A 25,612-nucleotide genomic window follows, 5' to 3' on the forward strand; every position below is an offset into this window, starting at 1 on the left:
CGCGTGAGGCGAGTTTTGCTGCATGATTTCGGGCCCGGGTCAGGCCTGGCAGCAGACCGCGCCAACCCGGGAGATCCGAGTACATGGGGGTCACCTACACGAGGACGCATCGACATGACCATCAAGCTGCCGGCCATCACCATTTGCGCAGCCCTGCTCGCCCCTGCCGCCTGGGCAGGCAACGATACCCACTGGAGCTACGCCGGACCGACCGGCGCCAGCCATTGGGGCGAGCTGGACGCCGGCTACCAGACCTGCTCGCTGGGCAAGCACCAGTCGCCCATCGATATCCGTACCGGCAAGGCCGTAAGCGCCGACCTGAAGCCGATCGGCTTTGGCTACACCGCGACGCAGGCAACCGTGGTCAACACCGGCCATACCATCCAGGTCAACTTGCCTGCGGGCGGTCAGGCCGAGTTCGACGGCGCGGCGTACAAGCTGGTGCAGTTCCACTTCCATACGCCGAGCGAGGAGAAGATCAACGGCAAGGCCTATCCGCTGGTGGCGCACCTGGTTCACCAGAACGCCGAAGGCAAGCTGGCGGTGGTGGCAGTGCTGTTCAAGACCGGGCGCGAGAACGCGGCGTTGCAGCCGGTTTTTGCCAGCCTGCCGGCCAAGGCCGGTGAATCGCGCGAACTGACTGCGCCGCTGGACGTTGCGGCGCTGCTGCCTGCGCAGCAATCGTATTGGGCGTTCACCGGCTCGCTGACCACGCCGCCTTGCAGCGAGGACGTGCGGTGGCAGGTGTTGAAGACGCCGGTGGAGATTTCGGCGGCGCAACTGGCGACGTTCCGCAAGCTTTACCGGATGAATGCGCGGCCGGTGCAGCCATTGAATGGGCGGGTGGTGCAGGCGGGACGTTGAGGGTCGTGCGCGTACCCATGACCTTTGCCTGACTGCTTGTGTGCTCCCTCTCCCGCTTGCGGGAGAGGGTCGGGGAGAGGGCGAGAGCCCCCACGAAGTAAAACGCTGTCGCATAGCCAGCGCCGGCCCTCTCCCCCGGCCCCTCTCCCGCAAGCGGGAGAGGGGAGCAAACCAGCGGTATGGCAAAGACCCGCGTTCATGACAGCCCGCGCATCGCCAATTCCGCGCCCAGCACGAGCAGCCCGCAGAAGAACAGCTTGCGAAAGCGCTCCGCACTGATGCGATGGCGCAGCCATTGTCCGATGAACATGCCGCCAAGCGCGGGCACCAGCGCCAGCAATGATGCCCCCAGCACCGGCGTGTGCAGCAACGATCCGCCCAGCGCCAGGCTGACCGCCAGCGCAATGGTCGATATCGTGAAGGACAGCCCCAGCGCCTGCACCAGGCTTTCCTTTTCGAGCCCCAGCCCTTGCAAGTAAGGCACGGCGGGAATCACGAACACGCCGGTCACCGCGGTGATCGCGCCCGTCACCAGGCCGACTACTGGCCCGAGCCAGGCCTCTGCCGCCGGCGCCACGTGCAACTTGATCGCTGCCAGTCCCACCACCGCGTACAAGACGAGGGCCACGCCAAGCGCCGAGGTCGCATGGGTCGTCATCCCTGCCGGCACCAGCGCCGCGCACAGCCACGTGCCGGCACAGATCGCCGCCAGCATCGGCCACAGCCGAAGTACCAGTTGCCCGAAGCGCGGACCGCTGAACAGCTGCACGACGTTGGTCACCATGGACGGCGCCACCAGCAGCGCCGCGGCATGCGCCGGCGGCATCACCAGCCCGAGCAGGCCCACCGCGACGGTGGGCAGGCCCAGGCCGACCACGCCTTTGACAAAGCCTGCCAGCAAGAAGGTCAGGCCGATAAAGGCGGCCTGTGTGCCGATGGCTTCCATCGTCATCGCTGGCTCCTTCAGCCGGGCTTGCGGTCGTGCACCGCGCGGCTGTCGGCGGGGGCTTCGTCGCGCGCGTGCATGCCGTAGTCGCGCAACACCTGTGCCACGCGCAGGCGGTAGTCGGCGAACACGCCGCCGCGGCCCGCGGCCTGTGCCTCGCGGTGCGCCACGGTATTGCGCCAGGCAATCACCGCGGCCTCGTCGCGGAAGAAGGACAGCGACAGCACCTTGCCGGGGTTGGCCAGGCTCTGGAAGCGTTCGACCGAGATAAAGCCGTCGATGGCCTCCAGCTCGCTGCGCAGCTTAGCGGCGATATCGAGGTAGGCATCGCGGCGGCCCGGCGCGGGCTCGACTTCGAAGATGATGGCGATCATGGGGCTCCGTGTTCCTGGATGTTGGTCCTAGCAGAAATGCGGGATGCGTGCGTTCAAGGACGGACGATAGCGGAATGCGCGCGCCAGTGCGGCCGGTTCGGCGCCGCGCGCCAGCAGCGCGCGGACCGTGGCGCCGGCCAGCGCCTGCGCCAGCCTGTCGCCGGGGCACGCGTGGCGGCCGTGGCCAAAGGTCCATGGGCATTTGCCATCCGCCAAGCCAATGCAGGACGCCGCGGCCAGCAGCACCAGCACCGCGTCGCCGGCCTTGACGTCGTGGCCGCACAGGTGTGCATCGGCGGCGAGGAAGCGGCGCGTGTTCTGCACCGGCGGATCCGACACCGCCACCTCTGCGACCAGTTCTTCCGGTGAGGTTCCGGACGGCACCTTGCCACGGCCGAGACGCAGCAGTGTATTGCCTGCCAGCGCGGCGGTGGCTTCGCAGGCCTGCACCAGCAGGCCGATGGTGTTGGCCGACACCGCTTGCGCATCGATGCCCGCAGCATGCGCGGCCACGTGCAGCGACGGCAACGGGCCCGTTGCCGGTTCGGCATTGGCAAGCCAGTTGCCAAGCCATTGTGCGGCGAGCGCGCCGGCTTGCACGGTATTCGCGTCGGCAAGCGGCGACTGTGCGGCGGCAAAAGCAGCGACGTGGGCCGCCACTGCCACTGCCGTCGCGCAATCCACGGCGACGGGCAGGCCGAGCAGGTCAGCCAGCGTCACCACCGGTAACGTGAACAGGACGCCATTGATGCGCTCGGCGGACAATGCCGTGTCGGCCGCCATCAGATCGATCAGCTCAGCCAGCGCTGCCGCACGGTGCGCGGCTGCAGCCGGATCGATAGCGGCCAGCAACGGCATCAGCAACCCCTTCAACGGCGCATGCGCGGCGCCGTCGTTCATGCGGATCAGCCGGCCGAATAAGTCCCCGGCGGCGGTGCCTGCCAGTGCCGGTGGCACCCGCTGCGCGGGCGGGCGCACGCGGCAATCGGGATGGGACAGCACCTCCGCCACTTCGCGCGCGCCTGCCGCGACCCACAGGCCGAGCCGCTGGTCACGGAAGAACGGCCGGTGCGTCGCCAGTTCGCGGTAGTAGGGGTAGGGATCGGGGTGCGTGACGGCGCTGAGCGGATCGAGCGCATCGTCGGCATCGTCGGCATCGTCGGCATCGTCGGCATCGTCGGCATCGTCGGCATCGTCGGCATCGGATACGGTGGCAGGCAGCATGGCGGCACATGGGGGCTGGATGTGCTGCCCAGTTTGCCGTTTGCGCGGGGGAAACGCTTCACCGCGACGTGAAAGATGGATTGCTGGCGTAGCGGTCCGCAGTCACCGGGTTCCGGCTTGCGCGCGAACCCGGCGACTTCCGCCTGTTGCAGCGGTGCTTCAGAACTTCGACGTCACCAGCTCGCCGCCATCCTGCGCCGTCTGCGCCACCGGCTCATCATTCCTGTGCGCCAGCCGGTACAGCACCGGCAACACCAGCAACGTCAGCGCCGTCGACGACAGGATGCCGCCGATCACCACCGTGGCCAGCGGACGCTGCACTTCGGCCCCCGTGCCGGTGGCCAGCGCCATCGGCACGAAACCCAGCGACGCCACCAGCGCGGTCATCAGCACCGGCCGCAGCCGCGTCAGCGCGCCGTCGCGGATCGCCTGGTCAAGCCCCACGCCTTCATCGCGCAGGGAGCGGATGAACGACAGCATCACCAGCCCGTTCAGCACCGCCACGCCGCACAGCGCGATAAAGCCCACCGCGGCCGAGATCGACAGCGGGATGCCGCGCAGCCACAGCGCGAGGATGCCGCCGGTCAGCGCGAACGGAATGCCGGTGAAGACCAGCAGCCCGTCCTTGACGTTGCCGAACATGGCGAACAGCAGCACGAACACCAGTCCCAATGCCAGCGGCACCACCACGCGCAGCCTTGCGGTCGCGGACTGCAGCTGCTCGAAGGTACCGCCCCAACTGGTCCAGTAGCCGGCGGGGATGCGCACGCGCTCGCGAATGGCGGCCTCCGCCTCGGGCACGAAACTGCCGATATCGCGACCGCGCACGTTGGCGCTGACCACGATGCGGCGCTTGCCGTTCTCGCGCGAGACCTGGTTAGGGCCAGGCGCGATCTCCACCGTGGCGACTTCGCTGAGCGGGATATAGCTGGTGCGCGCGCCGGCCGCGGTGTCCTTCGGCAGCGCCACCGGCAAGCGCCGCAGCGCCTCCACGTCTTCGCGCACGGCATCGGGCAGGCGCACGACGATGTCGAAGCGCCGGTCGCCGCTGAAGAACGTGCCCGACACCTTGCCGCCGATGCCGATCGCCACGGCCTCCTGGATATCGCTCAGGTTGAGGCCGTAGCGCGCGGCCTTGTCGCGGTCGATATTGACGCTCAGCATCGGCAGCCCGGTGGTCTGCTCGACCTTGACCTCGGCCGCGCCCGGAATGCCCTGCAGCACCGCGGCGATGCGGTTGGCCGTGTCTTCCAGCACCGCGTTGTCGTCACCGAACACCTTGACCGCGACGTCGGAGCGCACGCCCGAGATCAGCTCGTTGAAGCGCAGCTGGATCGGCTGCGAGAACTCGTAGTTGTTGCCGGGCAGCTTGCCGACCGCCTCGCGGATCGCGGCGATCAGCTCGTCGCGGGTGCGGCGCGGCGCGGGCCATTCGGACTGCGGCTTGAGCATGATGTAGCCGTCCGAGATATTCGGCGGCATCGGGTCGGAGGCGATCTCGGCAGTGCCGGTGCGCGCGAACACGCGCTCGATTTCCGGGAATTTCGCCTTCAGCGTGGTCTCGACCTGCTGCTGCATCGCCACCGACTGCGTCAGGCTGGTGCCGGGAATGCGCAGCGCCTGGATGGCGAGGTCGCCCTCGTTGAGGTTGGGCACGAACTCGCTGCCCAGCCGCGTGGCGATCGCCAGGGACAGCGCCACCGCCACGCCGGCCAGTGCCAGGACCACCGGCGTCGCCGAGAGCGTCCGGTCCAGCAGCACCGCGTAGCGGCGCCGCGCCCATGCCATCAGCCGGTTTTCGCGCTCGGCCACGCGATTGCCGATCGCCAGCGCCACCGCTGCGGGAACGAAGGTTACCGACAGCACCATCGCGCCCAGCAGCGCCAGCACCACCGTGATCGCCATCGGGTGGAACATCTTGCCCTCGACACCGGTCAGCGCAAAGATCGGCAGGTACACCACCATGATGATGAGCTGGCCGTACAGCAGCGGCCGGCGTGCCTCGCGCGCGGCGGCGAAGACTTCATGCAGGCGTTCGGTGCGTGTCAGCGCGCGGCCATGGCGATGCTGCGCATGCGCCAGGCGCCGCACGCAGTTCTCGACGATCACCACCGCGCCATCGACGATGATGCCGAAGTCCAGCGCGCCCAGGCTCATCAGGTTGGCGCTGGTGCGGGTGTGGACCATGCCTGTGAAGGTGAACAGCATCGACAGCGGGATCACCAACGCGGTGATCAGCGCCGCGCGCAGGTTGCCGAGGAACAGGAACAGGATGGCGATCACCAGCACCGCGCCTTCCAGCAAGTTCTTCTTCACCGTGGCGATGGCCTTGTCCACCAGCGTGGTGCGGTCGTAAACCGTGACCGCCTTCACGCCGGCCGGCAGCGTGCGGTTGATCTCCGCCATCTTACGGTCGACGGCCTGCGACACCGTGCGGCTGTTTTCGCCGATCAGCATGAAGACCGTGCCCAGCACCACCTCGCGGCCGTCCTCCGTGGCGGCGCCGGTGCGCAGCTCGCCGCCGGTCTGCACGCTGGCGAGGTCGCGCACGCGGATCGGCTGGCCCTGCGCGGTGCCGACGATGACATCGCGGATATCGTCGAGCGAGCGCACCTGGCCCGGCACGCGCACCAGGTATTGCTCGCCGCGCCGCTCGATATAGCCGGCGCCGACATTGTCGTTGTTCTTTCCCAGCGCGGTCACCACGTCGGCGAGCGACATGCCGTACGATGCCATCCGCTCAAGGCTGGGCGCCACCACGTAGGCGCGCGCATGGCCGCCGATGGCGTTGACCTCGGTCACGCCCGGCACGTTGCGCAGCTGCGGACGGATCACCCAGTCCTGGATCTCGCGCAGGTCGGACAGCGTGTAAGGCGTGCCGTCTGGCTTGCGCGCGTTGGGCTCCGCTTCCACGGTCCACAGGTAGATCTCGCCCAGGCCGGTCGAGATCGGGCCCATCGCCGGCGTGATACCGGGGGGCAGCCGGTCGCGCGCTTCCTGGATGCGCTGGTTAACCAGTTGGCGCGCGAAATGGATATCGGTGCCTTCGCGGAAGATCACCGTGACCTGCGACAGCCCGTAGCGCGACAGCGAACGGGTCTGCTCCAGGCCGGGCAGCCCCGCCATCACGGTCTCGACCGGATAGGTGATGCGCTGCTCGGTCTCCAGCGGCGAATAGCCCGGCGCCGCGGTGTTGATCTGCACCTGGACGTTGGTGATGTCAGGCACGGCGTCGATCGGCAGCCGGGTGTAGTTGTACAGGCCCAGCGCGGCCATGCCGAGCACGGCCAGCAGCACCAGCCAGCGCTGCTCGATGGCAAAACGGATCAGGCGTTCGAACATGGCGCCTCCCGCTCAGTGCTCATGCCCGGCGCTGGCCTTGCCCAGCTCGGACTTGAGGATGAAGCTGTTGGCCGCGGCGTAGCGCGCGCCGGCCTGCAGCCCTTCGGTGATCTCGACCAGCTTGCCACCGCTGCGTCCGGTCTTGACCGGCTGCACGGCAAACCCGCCCGGTACCGCGACGAACAAGGCACTGCGGCCATCGACCTGCTGCACGGCATCGGCTTCCACCGTGACCGGCACCTGCGTCGCCGCGCCGAGCACACTGACCGTGACGAACAATCCGGGCCGCCACGCCATGCCCGGATTGGACAGCGTGACACGAGCCTTGGCGGTGCGGGTCTGCTCGCCGAGCAGCGCGCCGACGTAAGAGACCTTGCCCTCGGCCTGCGTATCGGAGGCGGTGGAGCGGATCCTGACGGTCTCGCCCACGCGCACCTGGTCGAGATCGCGCGCCGACACCACGAACTCGGCCCAGACCGAGCTCAGGTCCGAGATAGTGAAGACGCTGGCGTCTTCCTTGATGGCCTCGCCCAGCGACAGGTGCTTCTCCACGATGATGCCGTTGAACGGGGCGCGCAGAACGAACTGGTTCAGGCTGCCGCCCTTGCCATCCTTGCCATCCTTGCCGGCGCTCTCCGATGCGCCGATCGCGACCAGCTTCTGCCGGGCGTTCTGCACGGCGATCTGCGCCTCTTCCAGCGCGGTGCGGGCCTGCTGGTAGTCCTGCTCGGCCGAGATCTTCTCCTGCCACAGCGTCTTCTCGCGCGCATAGGTGGCGCGCGCCAGCGCCTCGCGCCGCTGCGCCGCGAGCAGTTCGCTGCGTTGCTCTGCCAGTGCCGTGCTGGCGATCACGGCCAGCACCTGGTCTTTGGCGACCCGCTCGCCCAGGTTGGCCGGCACCGCCTGCGCCACGCCCGCCACACGCGGCACCACGTGCGCGGTGCGGTCGTCGTTGAAGCGGATCTCGCCGGGGAAATCGACGCTGCCGCGCAGCGGCGCGGGGCCTGCCGTGGCGATGCCGATACTGGCCTGCTGCACCTGCTCCGGCGTCAGCTTGATGACGTGGGGCTGGTCCGCGGCCTGCGCCGGCGCGGTGGCGGCTGCGGTGGCGGCTGCGGGGGCGCTGGCCGACGTACTTGCCGGCTTGTCGTGCGCGTGGCCGTCGTCATGGTCGGCATGGTCGGGGTGCTCGCCTTTTTCAGCGTGTTCGCCATGCTCATGCCCGGCCTCGCCTGACCCGCCGCCCTTGCCTGTGAACAGGATCGCCGCGCCGCCCAGCAGCCCCGCGACCAGGATGGCCACCACCGCGGCCCGTTGTTGCTTGCTCATTGCCATGCTTGGAGCCTTCCGTATCAGTGTCCGAGGATGCGGTCGATGCTGGCCGCCGCATCATAGGTGCGGGCCAGCACGTCCAGGTAGCGGATGCGCGCCTGGAACAGGGTGCGCTGGGCGTCCAGCACATCGAGGAAATTGAACTTGCCGGCCTCGAACCCGCGCGAAGCGGCGGCATACGCCTGCTCCGCCGCGGGCAGCACCGAGCCTTGCAGCGTCTGCGCCGCGGCGCGCGACACCGACAGCTGCGTCGATGCCTGCTGCAGTTCATTGGCCAGGCGGACGCGGTTGGCGGCATGCACATCCTGCGCGCGGTCAGCCCGGCGCAGCGCCGCGTACAGGTTGCCCTGGTTGCGGTCAAACAGCGGCAGCGGGATCGCCACGCCCAGCACGGCCATATTGCGGTTGGCCTCGTTGTCGCGCTTGGCGCCGAGGCTGACCGTGACGTCGGGGTACTGGCGGCTGCGTGCCACCGCCACTTCAGCGCGGCTGCGCTCGGCGGAGAGCCGGCTGGCGGCCAGCAGCGGCGAATCTTCCAGCGCGGTCTCCAGCGCGGCGGGCGCGGGGCGCGACGGCAGCGCGTCGAGGTCGCCCTGCGCCTGCGCGAAGCGCGGCGCGGCGTTGCCCCACAGCGCGGCCAGCGACTGCCGTGCCGACTGCAGCGCGCCGGTGGCCTCGGCCAGTTCCAGCTCGGCGTTGGCCTGCTCGACCTGCGCGCGCGTCGCTTCCAGCGGTGCGACCTTGCCCGCGGCGACACGGCGCGATGCGGCCTGCGCCGCGCGGCTGGCGATGCCGACCGAACCCTCGGCCAGCTTGACGCGCTCCTGCGCGACCAGCACGCCGAAGAAACGCGCGATCACCGCGGCGCGCAACTCGGCGCGCACGCCGCCCAGCTCCGCCTGCGCCAGCTCGCGGCCGCGCTCGGCCACGCCGATGCGGGCAGCGCGCTTGCCGCCCAGTTCGATCGGCACGTTGAACTGACCGGTGGTCGAGCGCGTGGCGCGGCGCGTGTCTTCCATCGACACCGCCAGCTCGGGGTTGGGAATCACGCGCGCCTGCGTCAGGTCGCCTTCGGTGGCGTCCAGCTCCTTGCCGGCGGCGGACAGCGCGAAGCTGCCGGCTTCGGCCAGCGCCAGCGCGGCGTCCAGCGTCAGCGTGCCGGATGGCTCGGCTACGCCAGCGCTGGCGGCGTACGGCGAGGGTTGGATGGCAGATGGTGGCGTCTGGGCGACGCCGGCGAGTGGGCTGGTCAGGACGGCCGCCAGCCCCAGCGGCAGCAAAAGTCTTCGCATCGAATTGCACCAGGAAAGAAACCGGGGAATTCGGCGAGACGCCTGAGTTCAGGGAATCAGCAAGAAGTCAGGAAAGCGGGTAGCGTCGTCTCGCCGGCTAAGCGAGACGGGGCCACTGCGGGCGGTCGGGAGCCCTGGCGCTATGGGAGGAGAAGCCGGGTTGCGGCGGGGCTTGCGCCTGTTCGACGTGCGGGCTGGCCTGAACGCGTGGCCCGTCGGCGCGTGCGAACGGCACCGAGGCGATATGGCAGACGCCGCAGTCGGGATCGGCAACGCCCAGCTTGTCGACATCGGCGTCGGCCTTGGTCGCATGCTGGCCGGCATCGGCCTTGTGCTGGTGCTCGTGATGCCCCAGGTGCGCCTTGGCCGCCGTTGCCACCTCATGCCGGCAATACGCGGCCGCTCCCGCCCAGGCGAACTGGAGCGGCAGGATCAGCGCGAGGACGATGAGGAGCAGGCGTTGCATGTCGGGAATGGCAGCGAGCCGCAAGTTTAACCGAGGCCGGGCGGTGTTCACGCGGCGAGCCCATTACATTTGCGTCATGACGTAACGGCTGACACATCGGCGGAAAGCCAGTCAATATTATTTCAATTTATTTGAACAAGTTGTCCATGCTCATCCCCGCTTGCGCCCGATCAAGACTCCTATAGTTCGTTCATGAACGGCACGAACACAAGGCAAGACGTTCTGCCAAATTCAACGAATAATACTGGAGAAATCTGATGACCAAGACCGCCCGCTTCGCTTCCGCACTGTTCCTGTCGCTGGCCGCCCTCGGCGCCGCGCACGCCGCTACTGCCGCCGAGCGGCTGCCCGGCGACAAGTATGGATACGAGTTCCGCTCGCACGACGTCTTCACCGACGGTGCGCGCACCCTGGCCGCCGCCACGCTTCCTGGCGACAAGTACGGTTATGAGTTCCGCTCGCACTATGCATTCACCGATGGCGCCCGCGCCGGCAAGCCCGACCTGTATGTGGACGGCGCCCGCACGGTGGCCGGACTGGACCGCGGCAGCGTGTCGGCAGCCCCGGCGCGCAGCTTCGACCCGTACAGCGAAGGCAGCCGCGTGGGTGGTTTCGATCCCTATGGCGAGGGTGCGCGTGCGTAAATTGCGTTGGCTGAAGCGACGGCATTCCGCCGGTTTGCTCCCCTCTCCCGCTTGCGGGAGAGGGGCCGGGGGAGAGGGCAGGCGCTGGCAGTATTGAAGCGCTTTACTTCGTGGATGCTCCGGCCCTCTCCCCCACCCCTCTCCCACTTCGCGGGAGAGGGGAGCCTTTGCCAGTGGTGTCAGCTTGCGTTCAGCGCAATGAGGTGCGACCACTGACTGAGCACAGCGGCTTCAATCCTCCCGCCCCATTCGCCGCATCGCCTCCCGCATGGTACGCATCTGCGCGCTGAACACGGTGCAGGCTTCGCAAATCGCCAGGTGGCCGCGCACGCGCAGCCGCTCCGCCCATGACAAAGGCTGGTCCAGCCCCTTCATGGTCAGGTGATGAACCTCTTCGCAGTCCGGCAGCAGGCGGCGGGCGGGGCGGTCGGGCATGGTCGTTGCCGAGTGTTAGGGGGATAAGTTCACTGGCAAGGGCCGATCAGCCCTTGCCGGGAGCGCCACGCTGCCCGAACCAGTGCAGTTCCAGGCACGCGCGCAGCCGCATGCGGGCCCGGTACAGCATGGCCCATGCATTGGTCGCGCTGATCTGCAAGACCTGACAGATTTCCTCGGTATCGAGCTCCAGCCATTCGCGCATCATGAAGAGCCGGCCCAGCCGCGGAGGCAGCCGGTCGACGCAAAGCTGCAGGATCTCGAAAAACTCCCGCCGCTCGAAGGCGCGCTCGGGATCGCCCCAGTCGGAAGGCGGGTCCTGGTAGTGGCCGTTGCGCGTGAACAGCGCATCCAGCGCTTCCTGCTCGGACGGCGCCTCGCCGTCCTCAGGCGCCACCAGCGCCAATCGCACCTCGCGCCGGCCGCTGCGCAGGCTGTCGATCAGCTTGTGCTTGAGGATGCCGACCAGATAGGTGCGCAGCGACGACTGCCCGGCAAAGCGGTCCGGGTGCTCCAGCACGGCCAGCAGCGTTTCCGATACCGCGTCTTCCGCCAGCACCTCATCGCGCAACTGCAGGCGCGCGAAGCGCAGCAAGTAGGGCCGTACGGCCTGCAGTTCGGCAGGATCGAGGCTCATGGGGCGCGTCCGCGGCGTGAGGGATGCGCCATGATACCGCCGGGAGCCCGCTTCAGTGCACGTGCTTCAGTTCAGCCCCCGGAACTGCCCGCACAAGCGGAACACGTCCTCGGTCAGCGGCACCTCCCGCGCGCGGGCATAGCGCGTGGCCAGCTTGAGCAGTTCCTTGATATCGCGCCCGCTGGCCTTGGGGTAGGCCCGCAGCAGCGCCTCGATCAGCCCGTCGCCCAGTTCGGCGTTGAACTGCGCCGCCTGCAGCCGCCACAGGCGCCGCGCATCGTCCTTGCCCGGCGTTTCGTAGTGGATGGTCGCGATGCAGCGCGACAGGATGGCATCGTCGACATCGCCGATGCGATTGGTGGTCATGAACAGCAGGCCGTTGAAGTACTCCAGGGTGCGCAGGAACTCGGCGACGATGGCGTTGTGCTCAAGATCGTTGTCGCGGCAGCGGATATAGACGTCGGCCTCGTCCAGCAGCAGGATCGCGTTCCAGCGCATGGCGCGCTGCAGGATGCCGCTCAGGCTGGCGCCGACCGACGCCGCCGTGGTGCCAAGCTGGCCCGAATGGACCCGATACAGCGGCTTGCCGACGACTTCGGCATAGACTTCGGCGGTCAGCGTCTTGCCCAGCCCAGGCGCGCCCTGGCACAGGATGGTGGTGCCGCCCGACTTGCCGGGCACGAAGTCCGCCACCAGCACGTCCATGTGCGAGGTCAGGATATCGATCAGGTCGCGGTGGTGGTCCGGCAGCACCAGCTTGTCGCGCAGCTCGGGCTGGTAGCGGTATTCGGCCAGGTGCTGCACATGCACCCAGAGATTGCGGTGCCACTCCAGGTGGAAGAGATGCACGTAGCCGTGCAGCGGCACCGACTCGAAGCCCGCTTCCACCCCGGCCTCGCGCCAGAAGGACGCATCGCAGCTCATCTCGAAACGGCGTGCGAGCCGTTCCTCGTCATTGACACAGCGCGCCGCCACGCCATCGGGCACGCGCGTCAGCTCGGCCGCGCCCTTGGCGTCGAGCGACCACGCCGGCCCGCTGGCGACAAACTGCGCGCCGAAGCGGCGCTGGTAGCGCACGAAGCGCCGCGCGTGGCGCTCGTACTCCTGCCGGAACTCGGCGCACTCCTTGTAGAAGCCGAACTCGGCCAGCAACTCGGGAATGGTGCGGTTGGCAATGTCGTCGCGCGTGATCACCATCGACGTGGTCATGCCGGCGCGGCGCTTGTGGTGGTCGGTCAGCTCGGAGTTGGCGGACTGCATGGTGTTGGCCAGCAGGTCCACCACCACGTAAGCCATGCCCTGCTCGGGCGCCACGTAGCGCATGCGCCGTACCAGCCAGGGCAGCAGCACGCCGTCGCGGTTGCGCTGGTACAGCCAGCCATCGATGGCGTCGCGCGACAGGTAGGCCACCAGCCCGCCGATCAACTGGTCCAGCGCGGGAATGACACGCGCCTGCGGTGCATTGTGGATATTGTCGAGCGCCAGCATCTGGAACATCAGCGCGCGCTGGTTCCGGCTCTTGCTCAGTGTGTAAAGCGAGTTCAGCGCCTGTGGATCGAACAGCTTGCTCGACACCATGATGTCGCCGTGGCACACGCCATGCTCCTGCAACTGCCGGGCGAGTGGCGTGCCCGTGCCGATCATGGCGAGCAGCGGGTGGATCAGCGCTTCCGGAATCTCGAAATCCATCGAACACACTCCCGTTGGCCGTGCGTCCCGCGCGGGACGCCACGGCGGCGATTCACTGCAGGAAGAACGCGATGGCCTGCTCCACCACCGGCGGGTGGATGACATGCAGGCCATCGAACTCCACGTACTCGACCGCGTAGCCGGCGGCCCTGAGCTTGGCCGCGTTGACGCGGCCACTGGTGGCGATGGGCAGCTGTTCGTCGTTGCGCCCGTGCGCGACGAATACCTTCGGCGCGCCCTCCTGCATGAACACCGACATGAAGCCACCGGAGAACGCCAGCACATGGCTGGCGATGTCGCCATTGGTGATGCCAACGGACAGCGCGTAGCTGGCGCCATCGGAAAAGCCCGCGAAGCCCACGCGTTTCTGGTCAATGAGGTAGCGCGACGTCACCGCCGCCAGTGCCTGGTGCAAGCGTTGCAGGTCGGGGCCGTTGCCACCGATGACGATGTCCCAGGTCGGGTAAAGCGACTGCGGCGCCAGCACCAGGAAGCCGTGCCGCTGCGCATGGGGCTCCAGGTGCGGCAGGACCTTTTCGGCATGGCCGCCGGCGCCGTGGAACATCACCAGCAGCGGCGCGGGCGCGTCTGCATCCAGGCCATCGGGCACGAACAGCACCGCATCGCGCTCGGCCGCAATACCCAGTCCGTGGCGGCCCGGTGGCAGCGGTGCGGTGGCCGGGCCGGACTGGCCGGCACGGTGCGCCGGATCGTCGAAGGTGAAAGACAGGCGGCCGAACAGGGAGGGATCGAGCATGGCGGGGATCCGGATGAGCTGGCGGAACGTCTGGCAGGTGGGCTGGAAGTGCAGCGTCTGGGGAACTGATATTTTGTATATTACATACAAACGCGATCTGACGCCACCTAACCTGCCCCGAGTGCCCCGAATATCGTTATGGGCTTCCCTTCGTTCCCCGCTGCCCTGGCAATCCAATCAGCGCGCGAACACGGCGCGTACCTCTCCCAGGCCCTCGATCCTGGCAGTGAACTGATCCCCGGCGTTGACCGGGACCATCGGGCCGAGGGCCCCGCTCATCAGCACATCGCCGGCCCTGAGCGGCGAACCCATGCGGACCATCACGTCGGCCAGCCATACCGCTGCGTTCAGGGGGTTGCCAAGACAGGCGGCACCCGTACCGGTGGACACCTGTTCTGCACCGCATTCCATGCTCATCGCGCAATTGACCAGATCAAGTTCGCGCAAGCGAACCGGCCTGGAGCCCAGCACGAACAGGCCGCTGGATGCATTGTCGGCAATGGTGTCGGCGAGACTGATTTTCCAGTTGGCGATGCGGCTTCCGACCACTTCGATGGCTGCGACCGCGTACGCGGTCGCAGCAAGGATGTCGGCGAAACTGTGCTTCTCCTGCGTCAGGTCGCGTTCCAGTACGAAAGCGATTTCCGCCTCCACCTTAGGTTGCAGCGTGCGTGAGATGGCGATCTCTTCGCCATCACCGACTGCCATGTCCGCGAAGAGCATGCCGAAGTCGGGGGCGTCGACCCCCAGCTGCTTCTGCACCGCGAGCGATGTCAGGCCGATCTTGCGGCCAACGAGCCGTCCTGTTTCCAGCCGCTCCCTGGTATTGCACTGCTGCACCGCATAGGCGGCCTCGATCAGTCCACCATCCCCGGCTGCTTCCCGGATCCGGTCGCGGATCGGCGGGCAAGGGGTGCGCGTAGCCTCCGCATCGCGCAACTGTCGGGCGATGTCGGCAATCAGTTGGTGATTCATATCTGTTCCGGTAAGAAAATCTGGTGCAGCCGCTACTGCGGGATTTGCCTGAACGCGCCGTTCAGATAGACCAGGGCATCGCCATGCGCGCCGCCGCGGGTTGCGAGGACTTCGCACAGGAATGCGTGGTGTGTACTTTCGTCGTAGACCCGGATGACGCGGCAATCAAAATTGACCAGCGCCTCGTCCAGCGACGGCGATGACGTGACCATCGACGTCCAGTGGCCGTGGCCGAAGCGTGCGTCGCCCTGCACGCCTTCGACCATGCCGGCGAAGGCCCTGGCCACGCTGTCCTGCCCGCTGGACAGCACGTTCACGCACAGCGCGCCGCTTCGCATGATGATCCCGGCCGCCACGACATTCTTGTTGACGAACACCGCGAGGCGCGGCGGGTCCGCCGTGACGGAAACCACGGCCGTAGCCGTCAACCCGGCCCGGAGGTTCTCATGGCGGGCGGTAATGATGGTCACGGCTGCGGCATAGCTGCGCAAGCCGCTGCAATGCTCCCTGGCGCTGACCGTCGGAAGCGCCATGAGTCGGGGGTTGGGCGTCCAGTCGAGACGCTCGTTGCTGTTCTGGTTCAAGGACGATCTCCGTTCAGTTCACAGTACCTGCGAAGCCGGCGTGGCCTGCTTCGATTGCCCGTCTTGCGCCGGCGTGGTCAGGGCGTGTCGTGCTTCCGGAAACAGGAAGTACGAAAGCGCAGGGAGCAGAAGCAATGCGCCGATCATGTTCCAGAGGAACATGAAGGCAAGCAGAATGCCCATGTCAGCCTGGAATTTGATGGACGAAAAGCTCCACGTGGCAACGGCCAGCCCCAGCGTGACACCAGTCAGCACCACGACGCGTCCGGTAAAGAGCAGGGCCTGGTAGTAAGCCTGCGACAGGCTCGCCCCCTTTCGCAGGAACGACAGCATCACCGTCAGCATGTAAAGCGCGTAGTCCACGCCGATGCCGACGCCAAGCGCGATGACCGGCAACGTGGCCACCTTGACACCGATGCCGAGCCCGACCATCAGCGCTTCGCACAACACCGACGTCAGCATCAGCGGCACCACGGCACAGATGACGCCGCGCCAGGAACGGAACGTGATGAAAGCCAGGATCACGACCGCCGCATAGACCAGCAGCAGCATTTGCGTGTTGGCCTTCTTCACGACAATATTGGTGGCCGCCTCGATGCCGGCATTGCCCGCCGCCTGCAGGATCTTCACGTCGTGACTGTCGTTGCGTCGGGCAAAGGACTCCACGGTGTTCACCACGGCGGTGAGCGTATCGGCCTTGTGATCCTTCAGGTAGACGTAGACGGACAGCAGGTCGCAACTCTGGTTGAGCACTTCGCGCGGTGCACGCGACACGATCGGGTTGATCATGCTCTGCGAACGGGGAATCTCGTACCAGAGCAGGCTGCCCTCGTTCATGCCCACCGACATCTTCTTCGCGACTGCGGCCAGTGAATTGGTGGACTCCACGCCGGAAAGCTGCTGCAACTCCCACTCCAGCGCGTCCGCCTTGACCAGGTTGGCGTAGCTGGCACACTCCCCCGGTGCCGTCTTGATCATGGCCACGAAGATATCGCTGCTGGCCGCGTAGCTGGCCGTCATGAAGGCATTGTCGCGGTTGTAGCGCGAGTCCTGCCGCAGCTCCGCCGCACCAGGGTCCAGGTCGCCGATCTTCAGGTGCTGGCTGCCCGCAAAGCCCGCCACGCCAAGCACACCCGCCACGGCCAACGTCGCACCCGCCCATTTGCGCTGGGTAAAGCGATCCAGCAAGGACCAGAAGCCGGGCTTCCGATCTCCCGCCGCTGCGCCGGCCAGTTCGGCTTTCAGGCTGCGTTGCGCAGCGCGTGCGCTGACCCCTGTATAGGACAGCAGCACGGGAAGCAGTACAAGGTTGGTGAAGATCAGCGCGGCCATGCCGATGCTGGCGGTGATGGCCAGGTCCTGGATCACGCGGATGTCGATGATCAGCAGCACGGCAAAGCCGACCGCATCAGCCAGCAAGGCAGTCAGACCAGCGAGGATCAGGCGGCGGAAGGTATAGCGCGCCGCGACCAGGCGATGCGTACCACGCCCGATGTCCTGCATGATCCCGTTCATCTTCTGCGCCCCATGGCTCATGCCGATGGCAAAGACCAGGAACGGAACAAGAATGGAATAGGGATCGAGTTCAAACCCTATCGTCGGCAGCACGCCGAGCAGCCAGATCACCGCAACCACCGAGCAGAAGACCACGAGGAAGGTGCTTCGCCAGCATCGCGTGTACCAGAACAGCACGGCCGTACAGATTGCCACCGCGAGCGCGAAGAACAGCAGTACCTGGTGCAGGCCGCTGATCAGGTCGCCGACGATCTTGGCGAAGCCGGTGATGTGGATCCGGATGTTGCCGTGCTCGTACCTGGCGCGGAGCTGTTCGAGCTGGTTGCCCAGCTGGTGATAGTCGAGGCGGTTACCGGTCGCGTCGTCCCGTTCCATCAGCGGCAACAGGACAATGCTGGAGCGGGCATCCGCTGCAACCAGGGTGCCGATCTCGCCGGACCGCTCGACATTGGCCCGCAAGCCGCGCATGGCCTCCGGCGAACCGTCATAGCTGTCGCCGATCACGGGGCCACCGTCGAGCCCGTCCTCCGTCACGCCGATCCAGCGCACAGCCGGTGTCCACAGCGATTTCATGAACGGGCGGTCCACGCCGGGCAGCAGGAACGCGTCATCGTTGATCTTGCGCAGCGTCTCCAGGTACTCGGCATCGTAGATGGTGCCCTGAGTGTTCTCCACGGCGATGCGCACCACATTGCCCATTCCCGCCAGATCGGCCTTGTGCGCCAGGTAGTTGGCGATGTAGGGATGGTGCGCGGGGATCATCTTCTCGAAGCTCGCGCCCAGCGTCAGCCTGGTGGCCTGGAAACCAAGCACGGCGGTAATCAGCAGGCATAGTGTCACCACCACAAGCCGGTGGTTGAACAGCAGCCGCTCCACCAGCGAACCCGAGGTCCTGTCGAATTGCTCCAGATCGCGCACCACCGGATGCTCGTCTCTTGTCGGAACGTGGCTCATGGATTGGCTCCCTGCGCTTCGTTCCTCCCGGCAATACGGAACGTTCCGCGCAAGCCGCTACCCAGCACGGCGCCATCGGAAACCTGTATCAGGTCTGTCGCCGGCTGGACTCTGGCCGCGGCCGTGAAGTGGCGGCCATCGTCGTTGCTGCGGTAGGTCAGCCCCGATTCGTCCACCAGCAGGATGGATTGCGCATCAAGCCGGATTGCCGAGACCATGGATACGTTTGGCAGTTCGACCCGTTCCCAGCGCTTGCCAGCATCGCCGCTGCGGTACACGTTGCCTTTCAGGCCATAGGCAAGAAGCACGTCGCCGGTCGGCGAAGACAGCGCACCGAAGATCGTGCCCTTGCCCGGGAACGCCATCCGGGCAAAGGTCTTGCCGCCGTCCACCGATCCGAGAACCGTGCCTTGCTCGCCGAACAGGTACAGGGCTCCCTTCGATGGCGCGATGGCATAGAGGTGCCGACCGTCTCCGGCAGCGACCTTGCCCATCATGGACTGCCATGTCTTGCCGCCATCGTCGGTTCTGAACGCAAGGCCATACGCGCCCACCACCATGCCGTGTTGCGCATCGGTGAAATGCACGTCCAGGAACGGCTTGTCCGATCCGTCTTGTACCAGCCGCCGGGCCTCGGCAAGGCGGCGCGACTCGTCACCGTCCTCTCGCCTTGCCGCGGCAAGTTCGAGTTGGGCAGCGGCAGCACCGTCGAGCTGCTTTTGCCACGTTTCTCCTGCATCGCGGGTCGCCAGCACCACGCCGCCATGGCCGACTGCCCAGCCATTCCGGCTGTCGGCGAAACGCACCCGCGTGAGCGCGGCCGATACCGGCACCTTTGCCTGCCGCCAGGTCCTGCCGTTGTCGTCGGAAAGCAGGATGACGCCACGCGCGCCAGCAGACACCAGCCGCGCGCCGGCGCGCGTCACCGAGAGCCCGGCCAGGCTGGTTGCCTTGTCCGGGTTCATTGCCGGCGCTCTCGGCGCTTCCGGTGCTTCCGGCGCCTTGGGCGCCTCCGCCATCGCACCGGCACAGAGGCAGGCCAGCACCAGCGGGCACAGCCATGCCTTGCGCCAGGACACCGTCGCCCGTACATAGATAGGATTACGCATTGATACCTTCAAATGGATCAGTCATCGGAACGGCGGCCGCCCCCCGCCAGCAGCAGGCAGCGGCGCTTGCGCTCAACGTGAACTCGAATTGCTGAGCGCATCGCCCGTGAAGTGGCTCACCGAGCGCGGGGCCACCAGCTTCAGGCTGTCGACATACTGGATCACGGACATGCTGTTGGCCTGCAGGTTGTAGACCACCGTACAGCTGGTATCGAGCGCGCCGCCGGCTTCGGGAACGATCTGGTTCATCACCTGGGATGTGCGCCAGAGCTTGCCCTCGGCGTCATAGCCATCCATCGCCAGTACCGCCCAGCTGTCCTCGTCGATATAGAGGCGGCGCTTTGGCACGACGTGGCGCTTGCCCTGCGCCAGCGTGGCTTCCACCACCCAGACGCGGTGCAGTTCCCAGCGCACCGCCTCCGGATTGGTATGGAACGGGACGAAGGCCTTGTCATCGCCCGCGGCGAAGAAGCGGTTGTTGTTGTACGGAACATAGAGTTCCTGCTTCCCGACGAGCTTCCAGTGGTAGCGGTCCAGGCGGCCCATGAACCCGTAGACTTCATCGAAGTAGTTGGCGCCCGAGGCCACGAAGTCCGGCGTGTCATAGCCAATCGTCGGCGCGCGCCGCACGCGCCGCTGCCCGACGAGGTACTGCCAGGCCGGCGCATCCTGCGAGACGTCGAGCGAGTCATGCACTACCACGGCCTCGCCGGCCTTGAAGGTGGGTGCCACCGTTTCGAAGCGCACATAGCGGTAGACCTTGCCGAACTTGTCGGCGCTGCCGTCCTTCTGCCAGTACGCAAACAGGTTCGACAGCTGGGTCTTGGAGGCCATGCTGCGCTTGCCGTCCGACGTGCCGACGAAGTTGCGCGTCACGCTTTCAAAGGACGACGGCGTCGGATGCACCAGATGGTTCATCATGACTTCATTGCCGCTCTTCGGAATCGGGAACGGAATGGCGTTCCAGGCCCCGTCGAAGCTCAACCCGTTGTCGGTGAGCTTTGCCGTGGTCGCAGCCTTGAGGGTGTTGTCGTACACCGATTGGCTCGCGCCCGCCGTGCGGTGCGTCGGATAGACGTCGACCCGAAAGGTCGGATACTTCTTCAGCAACGCCACAGTGCCTTCCGTCAGCCTGGCGGCGAACTGGCTCACGTTCTGCGCCGTGATCTGCAGGACCGGCCGCTCGGAAGCGAACGGATCGGGGTATTTGCCATTGCCCGCGCCAGGGATCGATGTGACGTAGGCACCCGTCCATGCGGGGATCGTGCCTTCCTTGTTGCCGGCTTTCTCGGCACCCAGCGGCGTCAGCGTGGATCTGAGCTGCGTTGCCTCGTCAGCGGATACAGCGGCCCATGCCGGCCCGCCGGCGATCATGGCCATGGCCACGGCCACTGCAATCTTGTTAGCTTGCGTCATGCTTGTCTCCCGGATTGTCGGATGTCGGTTGGAACTCAGAAGGTGGTCTGTAGCGTCAGCGCAAGGAAGTCCCGGTCCTTGTAGTACTGCCGGTAGGAGGCATAGCTGGGGGTCGGCCCGTTGGCAGCCGATGGCGCCGTGCCGGCGCCGCCAAAGAAATGGGTGTAGTTCAACCCCACCTTCACGGTACGGTGAATCGTTGCGTTGAGACCGAGCGTGAAATCGCCGCCATGCTCGGGGCTCATCTGGACCACTGCCGACCGGCCGAACAGGCCGTAGCCGATGCCAATGGGCGTCTCGAGGTCGACGTTAGGCATCACCTGAAAAAAGGTCGGCGTGAATACCACCCGCACCGCCGCGGCATCGCGCGTGCTCGTGGTGCTGAGCGGATCCGGCACACCGGGCGCGACGCTGGGGCGATGCGTCACGTCGAGCAATCTGTTGTAGGCGACTTCCCCCACGAGCGTTGCGCCGCCCCACAGCTTGTTGCCGCCGAACAGGCTGATCGCGGAGAGGTTGAGGTGCAGCGAATTGCCGCGCGCGTAGGGGGTATTGCGACTGTTGTCCGCGCCCGGGTTGGTGCTCATGATGAGATCGCCCGGCACGGCAAGCGGCACGTTCCGTCGCGTGGAGATTTCCCCGGCCACGTTGGTCTCGCCAAGCACGGTGGAAATGCTCGCGCCGTACACATCGATCTTCCGCGCATACATGAGGTTGTACGTGCCGCTGCCGAAGTTTCCGGCGCCAGCCGCGATCGACGGGAGGTTCAGCACGGCAATGGGGTTCTTGTCGTCGTAGCGCGCGGCGTACAGGCCATAGTCGACATCGCCGGCCTTGAAGCGGAACTGCATGCCGAACTGCCCGCTGTCCCGCCCCTTGGCATCCGCCGTCCTGGTGGCGAACGGCGTCGGTGCGCCAAGCCCTTGCTGCAGCCCGGGCGGCAACAGCAACAGGTCGGCGCCGTCGCCGACAAAGTCGGCCGGACTGAAATAGCTTCCGGCTGCGGGAATACGGTTGGCGCGCCAGCCAAACTGGTAATAGGCGCCGATGCTCACGTCCGGCGCGATGGTGAAACTGCCGGACACCTGCGGCACGGGCCGTGCGATCTCCTTGAACTGCGCGTTCGTCAATGACAGCGCCTTGACCGCATCGACCGGTCCCTGCGCGGCGGCGATACCGTTCATGCCGAGGAACAGCGTTTCGCCGTAGAGCAAGGTGTGCTGGCCGGCGCGCAGGGTCAGGCTGTGGTCGCCGATATCGAACTGGCCGAAGGCGAAGGCATCCATCCATTCGGCACGCTCGCCCATGGTCTGCCGTGTGCCGCGCGGAATCGCGTTGTTCGGGCCACCGAGCGCCGCCGCCTGCGTGTTCGGGACGGGGGTGTCGAAGTCGTTGCGGCCACGCGTATACCGGCTGTCATTCCAGTACGCACCGGACAGGCGGAAGCCAACGTTCTGGTACCGGAGATCGAACTCGGACAGAAGATCGAAGCGGCTGTTGATCAGCGTACCGCGATTGCCCAGGTCGCCAAAGTCGACGTTGGGCTGCGCTCCTCCCTGGTTCGCAACATTCGGGTCGGGATCTTTCAAGCGCGATGCGGCCGTGTACTTCACCGTGGTGTCCCAACGCGCCTTCACGTCGGACCATCCTTCCAGTTCGAACGCCCGAGCACCGGTGCTGCTGAATGCAGCGGCAAGACAGGCCAGAAGCACGGGCTCGGCGGACTTCCTGCGCCTCGGCGGCATGGACCTGGGAGCGGACCTCTCCATGTTTTTTGTCTCCTCTCGTTGTTGCCGTCGGCCCGTGACCCCGGGCCTTGTTCTGATACCGGCGGTTACGCCTGTGCCGCTTCCGGCAGTTCAAACACGCCCGGTGGCAGCGGTTCGCCAAGCAGGTAGGCGCCGAGGAACGCGGAGGTATCGTCCTCGTTCTGCGTGATGTGGTTGGCGGCGGCCAGCAGCGAGCGCAGTTGGCGCTGCATGGGGGTATTCAGGAAGATGCCCCGTGCACCGCTCTTCTTGAACAGCATGTGGCCGGCGGCAAAGCAATCCTTGCCCGTGGCCTGCACATCGAGAAACTGGTGCACCCGTACGTCCATCGGCACCAGTTCGCCGCGGTTGGCATAGACCGAGGCTTCCTGGATACCCTGGAGGATGCGAGCGCGCGCGGAGCGGATCTGCAGTACCGCATGCCCCAGCTTTTCCTGGATAAACGGGTTCCTGGCGGGTCCCGGTCCCATGGCGAACTGGTTCTGCTTGGGCTTTGTGTGCTCGACGAACAGATCGACCACGCCCTGCGCAAACCCGACGATCGCCGAGGAGATCACGCCGTAGAACACCTGGTTGAACGGCATCTGGTAAGTCGATGCGCCGCCGCCAATGCTGTACTCGACGATGCTGTGCGAGCGGTGGTCGGGAACAAAGGCCTCCGTCGTGATCTCCAGGCTCTTGCTTCCGGTGCCGCTCAGGCCGACCACCTGCCAGTCGTCAATCAACTCGTAGTCTTCGCGCCGGACAAGGAACGCGCGCAGATCGCGGAAGTTGCCTTGCTCGTCCAACACCCGCGCACCGAGAAATGCGCCGCCGTGGGCATGCTCGGATCCGCTCGATGTCGGCCACCGGCCCGACAGCATCCAGCCGCCTTCAACCTTGCGCGCCTTGCCCACCGGTGCATAGGAAGAACTGACGAGCACGTCCCTGTCCTCGCCCCAGATTTCATCGCCGACACGCGGATCCAGCTTGCCGAACTCCCATTGGTGGATGCCGAGAATCGCCAGCGTCCATCCGCTCGACGGGCAGCCGCGGCCGATCTCCATCACCACGCGGTAAAGCACCTCGGGGTTCATTTCATAGCCGCCCCATGCCGCCGGCTGCAGGATCTTGAAGAAGCCGGCCTTGCGGAACGCTTCGACCGTCGATGGCGGTACCGCGCGCTGTGCTTCCACGTTGTCCGCCTGCTCGCGCAGCCAGGGCACCATGTCCCTGGCGCGCTGCACCAGTTCGTCCATGCCCGGCACGACAAAGCTCTTGTCTGCGATGACTCCCATATCGGTCTCCCTGTTCTTTCGATGTTTCGTGGCTTGCAACTCAGCAGTCGCCGGTGGTCAGGAACTTGCGCATGACGGCATTGAACTCGTCAGGCGCTTCGTATTGCGGCCAGTGGGCGGCATCGGCATTCATCACATACAACCTGCCCTTCGGCGTACGCTCGCAAGCTGCCGTTGCAGCAGCGACGTCATGGATGGGGTTGTCGCGCGTCCACAGGAAAAGCGTTTCGCACTGCAGGTCGTGCGGCCGGATCATGGCGCCGCTCTCGCCCAGTTCGTCATGACGCTTGACGAGCGCGAACACCAACGGTGCAGTCCGCTGGAAATCGGGGCGTGTATAGAGCGCCAGGCGGCTGCCGATCAGTTCGTCGTCAAGCAGATGCCAGTTCGCTTCATGCATGAGCCATTGCATGCGCATGCGAATGGTTTCCACCGAAGGTGGCTTGCCGAAGTTCTTCTTGTTCAGTTCGTCGAGGTTGCGGAGATCCTGCCGGCCTTTCTCCGATACCACGGGAATGCCAGCGGCCGTGTTCAACACCAGGCGCTTGACGCGGTCCGGGTAAAGCGCGGCGAACACGCCTGCCACCCAGCCGCCCAGCGACTCGCCGGACAGGTGTGCTGAGCGGATATCCATCACATCCATCAACTCGGCCAGCAAGCGTGCGTAGGTGACGGGGGTGTACTCGACGTCGTCGCACTTCTCGGACAGGCCATGGCCGATGAAGTCCAGTGCGATGACATGGAAGGTGTCGGAAAGCGGTACGACGTTCTTCGCATAGGCTTCGATATGCCCACCAATGCCGTGCATCAGGAACAGCGCTTCGGCATTGCCCTTGCCGGCTTCGGCGATGCGGATCGAACCGAAGCTGGTCTTTACGTAGCGGATCTCCGCGCCGAGAAAATCGAGCCACAAGCTCATGCAAGTCTCCTTTTGGATTGGGTTGGATTGGATCGGGTGAATCGGGTGAATCGGGTGAATGGGGTAATGGCGATGGCGCACCGTCAGGCCGCGGCCGGGGGCGGCTGCATGCGGTGGCCCCAGTCGCTCAGCTGGCTGTAGTTGCGGATGGTCCAGTCGGCATCGTCGATGACAACCCCGCCCCAGCCGTATTCGATGGCGAAGCCCGACGGCGAGAGGCAGTAGAACGACACCATGCCGTCGTTCGGGTGATGACCGATCTCCATGAGCACCGGCACGCCGGCTTTGCGCACGCGGTCATAGGCCAGGCCGACGTCGTCCAGCGACTGCACCTGCAGCAGCAGGTGGTGCATCTTCTTTGGGAAGGGCATGCTCGCCGTGGCAAACGAGTGATGGCGGCCTGTCGCGACGTGAAAGAATGTCGAATCCACCATCACGCCGGGAATGGTCTCGGCATCACGGATATAGTCCGAGATCTTCATCCCCAGCACTTCCGTGCAGAACTTCACCGCGCCGGGATAGTCGCGAGAAATGCCGAAGATATGGCCGACACCCAGGCGCCCCGTCTCGAAGCCCGCTCCGGCCAGGACGGCCGAACGGAACGGCCGGGACATCGGCGCGTAGGTCGGTCCGCAGAAGAACTCGTGACGGAAGCCCTCCGGATCCATGCAATAGAAGACCGCCTCCACCTGGCGGGACTGCGCGAGCTGGCGATCGCACTCGACAACATCGACGTCCCGTTCGCGCAGGCGCCGGACGTAGCCTTGCAGCGCCTCGCTGTTGTCGAACTGCCAGCCAAGCGCCACGAGGTCGTCGTCCGTGCCGCGTTCAAGCAAGATACGCTGCGCCCATTCGTCCATGCGCAGGCCGAGCACGTCGCGCGTTTTCCGCGCGACCTGAAGGCCGAGAATGCTGGTGGCAAAGGATTCCCATTGGTCGAGGTCGCTCACGTTAAAAACGACGTAACCCAACGCGGAAATTTCCGACATGCTGTCTCCTTGGGCGCCGCTCCGATTGGATAGCCGGACGGCGCAATCTTCTGGTTGACGAAATCTGCCGTTTTGTCTGCGGCGGCACTACCTAATCGCAAGC

General features: G+C 66.1%; 22 protein-coding genes. 2 read left to right on the top strand and 20 right to left on the bottom strand.

Annotated features, from left to right (window positions below):
- Positions 1 to 114: 114 nt before the first annotated feature.
- The gene (locus tag ACIP1U_RS13090; protein WP_400315319.1) at positions 115 to 864 is read left to right on the top strand and encodes a carbonic anhydrase; all 750 of its coding nucleotides are present in this window, start codon (positions 115 to 117) and stop codon (positions 862 to 864) included.
- 196 nt (positions 865 to 1,060) lie between these two features.
- Here ACIP1U_RS13090 and ACIP1U_RS13095 read toward each other — a convergent pair whose 3' ends face one another.
- The 7 genes from ACIP1U_RS13095 to czcI form a co-directional block, all read right to left on the bottom strand.
- Positions 1,061 to 1,816: a sulfite exporter TauE/SafE family protein gene (locus ACIP1U_RS13095; RefSeq protein WP_400315322.1), complete on the bottom strand. Its 756-nt coding sequence runs from the start codon at positions 1,814 to 1,816 to the stop codon at positions 1,061 to 1,063.
- A gap of 11 nt (positions 1,817 to 1,827) precedes the next feature.
- A complete protein-coding gene (locus ACIP1U_RS13100; protein WP_400315325.1) occupies positions 1,828 to 2,184 on the bottom strand; it encodes an antibiotic biosynthesis monooxygenase family protein in 357 nt (118 codons plus the stop codon).
- Positions 2,185 to 2,211: 27 nt separating this feature from the next.
- Positions 2,212 to 3,408 carry a cytochrome P450 gene (locus ACIP1U_RS13105; protein ID WP_400315327.1) on the bottom strand — a complete coding sequence of 399 codons (1,197 nt, stop codon included), beginning with the start codon at positions 3,406 to 3,408 and terminating at the stop codon, positions 2,212 to 2,214.
- Between the two features lie 159 nt (positions 3,409 to 3,567).
- Positions 3,568 to 6,750: a CusA/CzcA family heavy metal efflux RND transporter gene (locus ACIP1U_RS13110; protein ID WP_400315329.1), complete on the bottom strand. Its 3,183-nt coding sequence runs from the start codon at positions 6,748 to 6,750 to the stop codon at positions 3,568 to 3,570.
- Between the two features lie 12 nt (positions 6,751 to 6,762).
- Positions 6,763 to 8,085, bottom strand: a complete 1,323-nt coding sequence (locus tag ACIP1U_RS13115) for an efflux RND transporter periplasmic adaptor subunit (RefSeq protein WP_400315331.1) — start codon at positions 8,083 to 8,085, stop codon at positions 6,763 to 6,765.
- A 17-nt stretch (positions 8,086 to 8,102) separates the two neighbouring features.
- Positions 8,103 to 9,374, bottom strand: a complete 1,272-nt coding sequence (locus tag ACIP1U_RS13120; protein WP_400315334.1) for a TolC family protein — start codon at positions 9,372 to 9,374, stop codon at positions 8,103 to 8,105.
- 97 nt (positions 9,375 to 9,471) lie between these two features.
- Positions 9,472 to 9,840 carry a cation efflux protein, CzcI family gene (czcI, locus tag ACIP1U_RS13125; protein WP_400315336.1) on the bottom strand — a complete coding sequence of 123 codons (369 nt, stop codon included), beginning with the start codon at positions 9,838 to 9,840 and terminating at the stop codon, positions 9,472 to 9,474.
- A 257-nt stretch (positions 9,841 to 10,097) separates the two neighbouring features.
- Between czcI and ACIP1U_RS13130 the strand changes: the two genes are divergently transcribed.
- Positions 10,098 to 10,484, top strand: a complete 387-nt coding sequence (locus ACIP1U_RS13130; protein WP_400315338.1) for a hypothetical protein — start codon at positions 10,098 to 10,100, stop codon at positions 10,482 to 10,484.
- A 231-nt stretch (positions 10,485 to 10,715) separates the two neighbouring features.
- Here ACIP1U_RS13130 and ACIP1U_RS13135 read toward each other — a convergent pair whose 3' ends face one another.
- From ACIP1U_RS13135 to ACIP1U_RS13195, 13 genes are all read right to left on the bottom strand, one after another.
- Entirely contained in the window at positions 10,716 to 10,919 is a 204-nt protein-coding gene (locus tag ACIP1U_RS13135; RefSeq protein WP_400315340.1) for a zf-HC2 domain-containing protein, read from the bottom strand.
- Positions 10,920 to 10,965: 46 nt separating this feature from the next.
- Positions 10,966 to 11,556: a sigma-70 family RNA polymerase sigma factor gene (locus ACIP1U_RS13140; protein ID WP_400315342.1), complete on the bottom strand. Its 591-nt coding sequence runs from the start codon at positions 11,554 to 11,556 to the stop codon at positions 10,966 to 10,968.
- Positions 11,557 to 11,622: 66 nt separating this feature from the next.
- The gene (locus ACIP1U_RS13145; protein WP_400315345.1) at positions 11,623 to 13,245 is read right to left on the bottom strand and encodes an AAA family ATPase; all 1,623 of its coding nucleotides are present in this window, start codon (positions 13,243 to 13,245) and stop codon (positions 11,623 to 11,625) included.
- Positions 13,246 to 13,297: 52 nt separating this feature from the next.
- Positions 13,298 to 14,002 (bottom strand): alpha/beta hydrolase, encoded by a 705-nt coding sequence (locus ACIP1U_RS13150; RefSeq protein WP_400315347.1) that lies wholly within the window; start codon positions 14,000 to 14,002, stop codon positions 13,298 to 13,300.
- A 177-nt stretch (positions 14,003 to 14,179) separates the two neighbouring features.
- Positions 14,180 to 14,977 carry a 2-keto-4-pentenoate hydratase gene (locus ACIP1U_RS13155; RefSeq protein WP_400315349.1) on the bottom strand — a complete coding sequence of 266 codons (798 nt, stop codon included), beginning with the start codon at positions 14,975 to 14,977 and terminating at the stop codon, positions 14,180 to 14,182.
- A gap of 32 nt (positions 14,978 to 15,009) precedes the next feature.
- Entirely contained in the window at positions 15,010 to 15,561 is a 552-nt protein-coding gene (locus tag ACIP1U_RS13160; RefSeq protein ID WP_400315352.1) for a flavin reductase family protein, read from the bottom strand.
- 18 nt (positions 15,562 to 15,579) lie between these two features.
- Positions 15,580 to 18,030, bottom strand: coding sequence for an RND family transporter (locus tag ACIP1U_RS13165; protein ID WP_400315354.1), 2,451 nt, complete (start codon positions 18,028 to 18,030; stop codon positions 15,580 to 15,582).
- The gene (locus ACIP1U_RS13170; RefSeq protein WP_400315356.1) at positions 18,027 to 19,139 is read right to left on the bottom strand and encodes a WD40/YVTN/BNR-like repeat-containing protein; all 1,113 of its coding nucleotides are present in this window, start codon (positions 19,137 to 19,139) and stop codon (positions 18,027 to 18,029) included. Before ACIP1U_RS13170 ends, ACIP1U_RS13165 begins: the two co-directional genes overlap by 4 nt.
- A gap of 72 nt (positions 19,140 to 19,211) precedes the next feature.
- Positions 19,212 to 20,555: a DUF1329 domain-containing protein gene (locus ACIP1U_RS13175; protein ID WP_400315358.1), complete on the bottom strand. Its 1,344-nt coding sequence runs from the start codon at positions 20,553 to 20,555 to the stop codon at positions 19,212 to 19,214.
- 35 nt (positions 20,556 to 20,590) lie between these two features.
- Positions 20,591 to 22,300, bottom strand: a complete 1,710-nt coding sequence (locus tag ACIP1U_RS13180) for a DUF1302 domain-containing protein (protein WP_400315361.1) — start codon at positions 22,298 to 22,300, stop codon at positions 20,591 to 20,593.
- Between the two features lie 89 nt (positions 22,301 to 22,389).
- On the bottom strand, positions 22,390 to 23,601 hold the full coding sequence (locus ACIP1U_RS13185; RefSeq protein WP_400315363.1) for an acyl-CoA dehydrogenase family protein: 1,212 nt from the start codon (positions 23,599 to 23,601) through the stop codon (positions 22,390 to 22,392).
- A gap of 40 nt (positions 23,602 to 23,641) precedes the next feature.
- A complete protein-coding gene (locus tag ACIP1U_RS13190) occupies positions 23,642 to 24,520 on the bottom strand; it encodes an alpha/beta fold hydrolase (RefSeq protein WP_400315365.1) in 879 nt (292 codons plus the stop codon).
- 83 nt (positions 24,521 to 24,603) lie between these two features.
- Complete coding sequence (locus ACIP1U_RS13195) at positions 24,604 to 25,509, bottom strand: VOC family protein (protein WP_400315367.1); 906 nt, start codon at positions 25,507 to 25,509, stop codon at positions 24,604 to 24,606.
- Positions 25,510 to 25,612 lie beyond the last annotated feature (103 nt).

Origin of the sequence: Cupriavidus sp. NPDC089707, assembly GCF_044748965.1 — a bacterium.
GTDB lineage: Bacteria > Pseudomonadota > Gammaproteobacteria > Burkholderiales > Burkholderiaceae > Cupriavidus.

Bases quoted from the DNA above. Each gene is read 5' to 3' on its own strand.
- ACIP1U_RS13090 (WP_400315319.1), top strand. From the start codon at position 115: ATGACCATCAAGCTGCCGGCCATCACCATTTGCGCAGCCCTGCTCGCC.
- ACIP1U_RS13095 (WP_400315322.1), bottom strand. From the start codon at position 1,816: ATGACGATGGAAGCCATCGGCACACAGGCCGCCTTTATCGGCCTGACC.
- ACIP1U_RS13100 (WP_400315325.1), bottom strand. From the start codon at position 2,184: ATGATCGCCATCATCTTCGAAGTCGAGCCCGCGCCGGGCCGCCGCGAT.
- ACIP1U_RS13105 (WP_400315327.1), bottom strand. From the start codon at position 3,408: ATGCTGCCTGCCACCGTATCCGATGCCGACGATGCCGACGATGCCGAC.
- ACIP1U_RS13110 (WP_400315329.1), bottom strand. From the start codon at position 6,750: ATGTTCGAACGCCTGATCCGTTTTGCCATCGAGCAGCGCTGGCTGGTG.
- ACIP1U_RS13115 (WP_400315331.1), bottom strand. From the start codon at position 8,085: ATGGCAATGAGCAAGCAACAACGGGCCGCGGTGGTGGCCATCCTGGTC.
- ACIP1U_RS13120 (WP_400315334.1), bottom strand. From the start codon at position 9,374: ATGCGAAGACTTTTGCTGCCGCTGGGGCTGGCGGCCGTCCTGACCAGC.
- czcI (WP_400315336.1), bottom strand. From the start codon at position 9,840: ATGCAACGCCTGCTCCTCATCGTCCTCGCGCTGATCCTGCCGCTCCAG.
- ACIP1U_RS13130 (WP_400315338.1), top strand. From the start codon at position 10,098: ATGACCAAGACCGCCCGCTTCGCTTCCGCACTGTTCCTGTCGCTGGCC.
- ACIP1U_RS13135 (WP_400315340.1), bottom strand. From the start codon at position 10,919: ATGCCCGACCGCCCCGCCCGCCGCCTGCTGCCGGACTGCGAAGAGGTT.
- ACIP1U_RS13140 (WP_400315342.1), bottom strand. From the start codon at position 11,556: ATGAGCCTCGATCCTGCCGAACTGCAGGCCGTACGGCCCTACTTGCTG.
- ACIP1U_RS13145 (WP_400315345.1), bottom strand. From the start codon at position 13,245: ATGGATTTCGAGATTCCGGAAGCGCTGATCCACCCGCTGCTCGCCATG.
- ACIP1U_RS13150 (WP_400315347.1), bottom strand. From the start codon at position 14,002: ATGCTCGATCCCTCCCTGTTCGGCCGCCTGTCTTTCACCTTCGACGAT.
- ACIP1U_RS13155 (WP_400315349.1), bottom strand. From the start codon at position 14,977: ATGAATCACCAACTGATTGCCGACATCGCCCGACAGTTGCGCGATGCG.
- ACIP1U_RS13165 (WP_400315354.1), bottom strand. From the start codon at position 18,030: ATGAGCCACGTTCCGACAAGAGACGAGCATCCGGTGGTGCGCGATCTG.
- ACIP1U_RS13170 (WP_400315356.1), bottom strand. From the start codon at position 19,139: ATGCGTAATCCTATCTATGTACGGGCGACGGTGTCCTGGCGCAAGGCA.
- ACIP1U_RS13175 (WP_400315358.1), bottom strand. From the start codon at position 20,555: ATGACGCAAGCTAACAAGATTGCAGTGGCCGTGGCCATGGCCATGATC.
- ACIP1U_RS13180 (WP_400315361.1), bottom strand. From the start codon at position 22,300: ATGCCGCCGAGGCGCAGGAAGTCCGCCGAGCCCGTGCTTCTGGCCTGT.
- ACIP1U_RS13185 (WP_400315363.1), bottom strand. From the start codon at position 23,601: ATGGGAGTCATCGCAGACAAGAGCTTTGTCGTGCCGGGCATGGACGAA.
- ACIP1U_RS13190 (WP_400315365.1), bottom strand. From the start codon at position 24,520: ATGAGCTTGTGGCTCGATTTTCTCGGCGCGGAGATCCGCTACGTAAAG.
- ACIP1U_RS13195 (WP_400315367.1), bottom strand. From the start codon at position 25,509: ATGTCGGAAATTTCCGCGTTGGGTTACGTCGTTTTTAACGTGAGCGAC.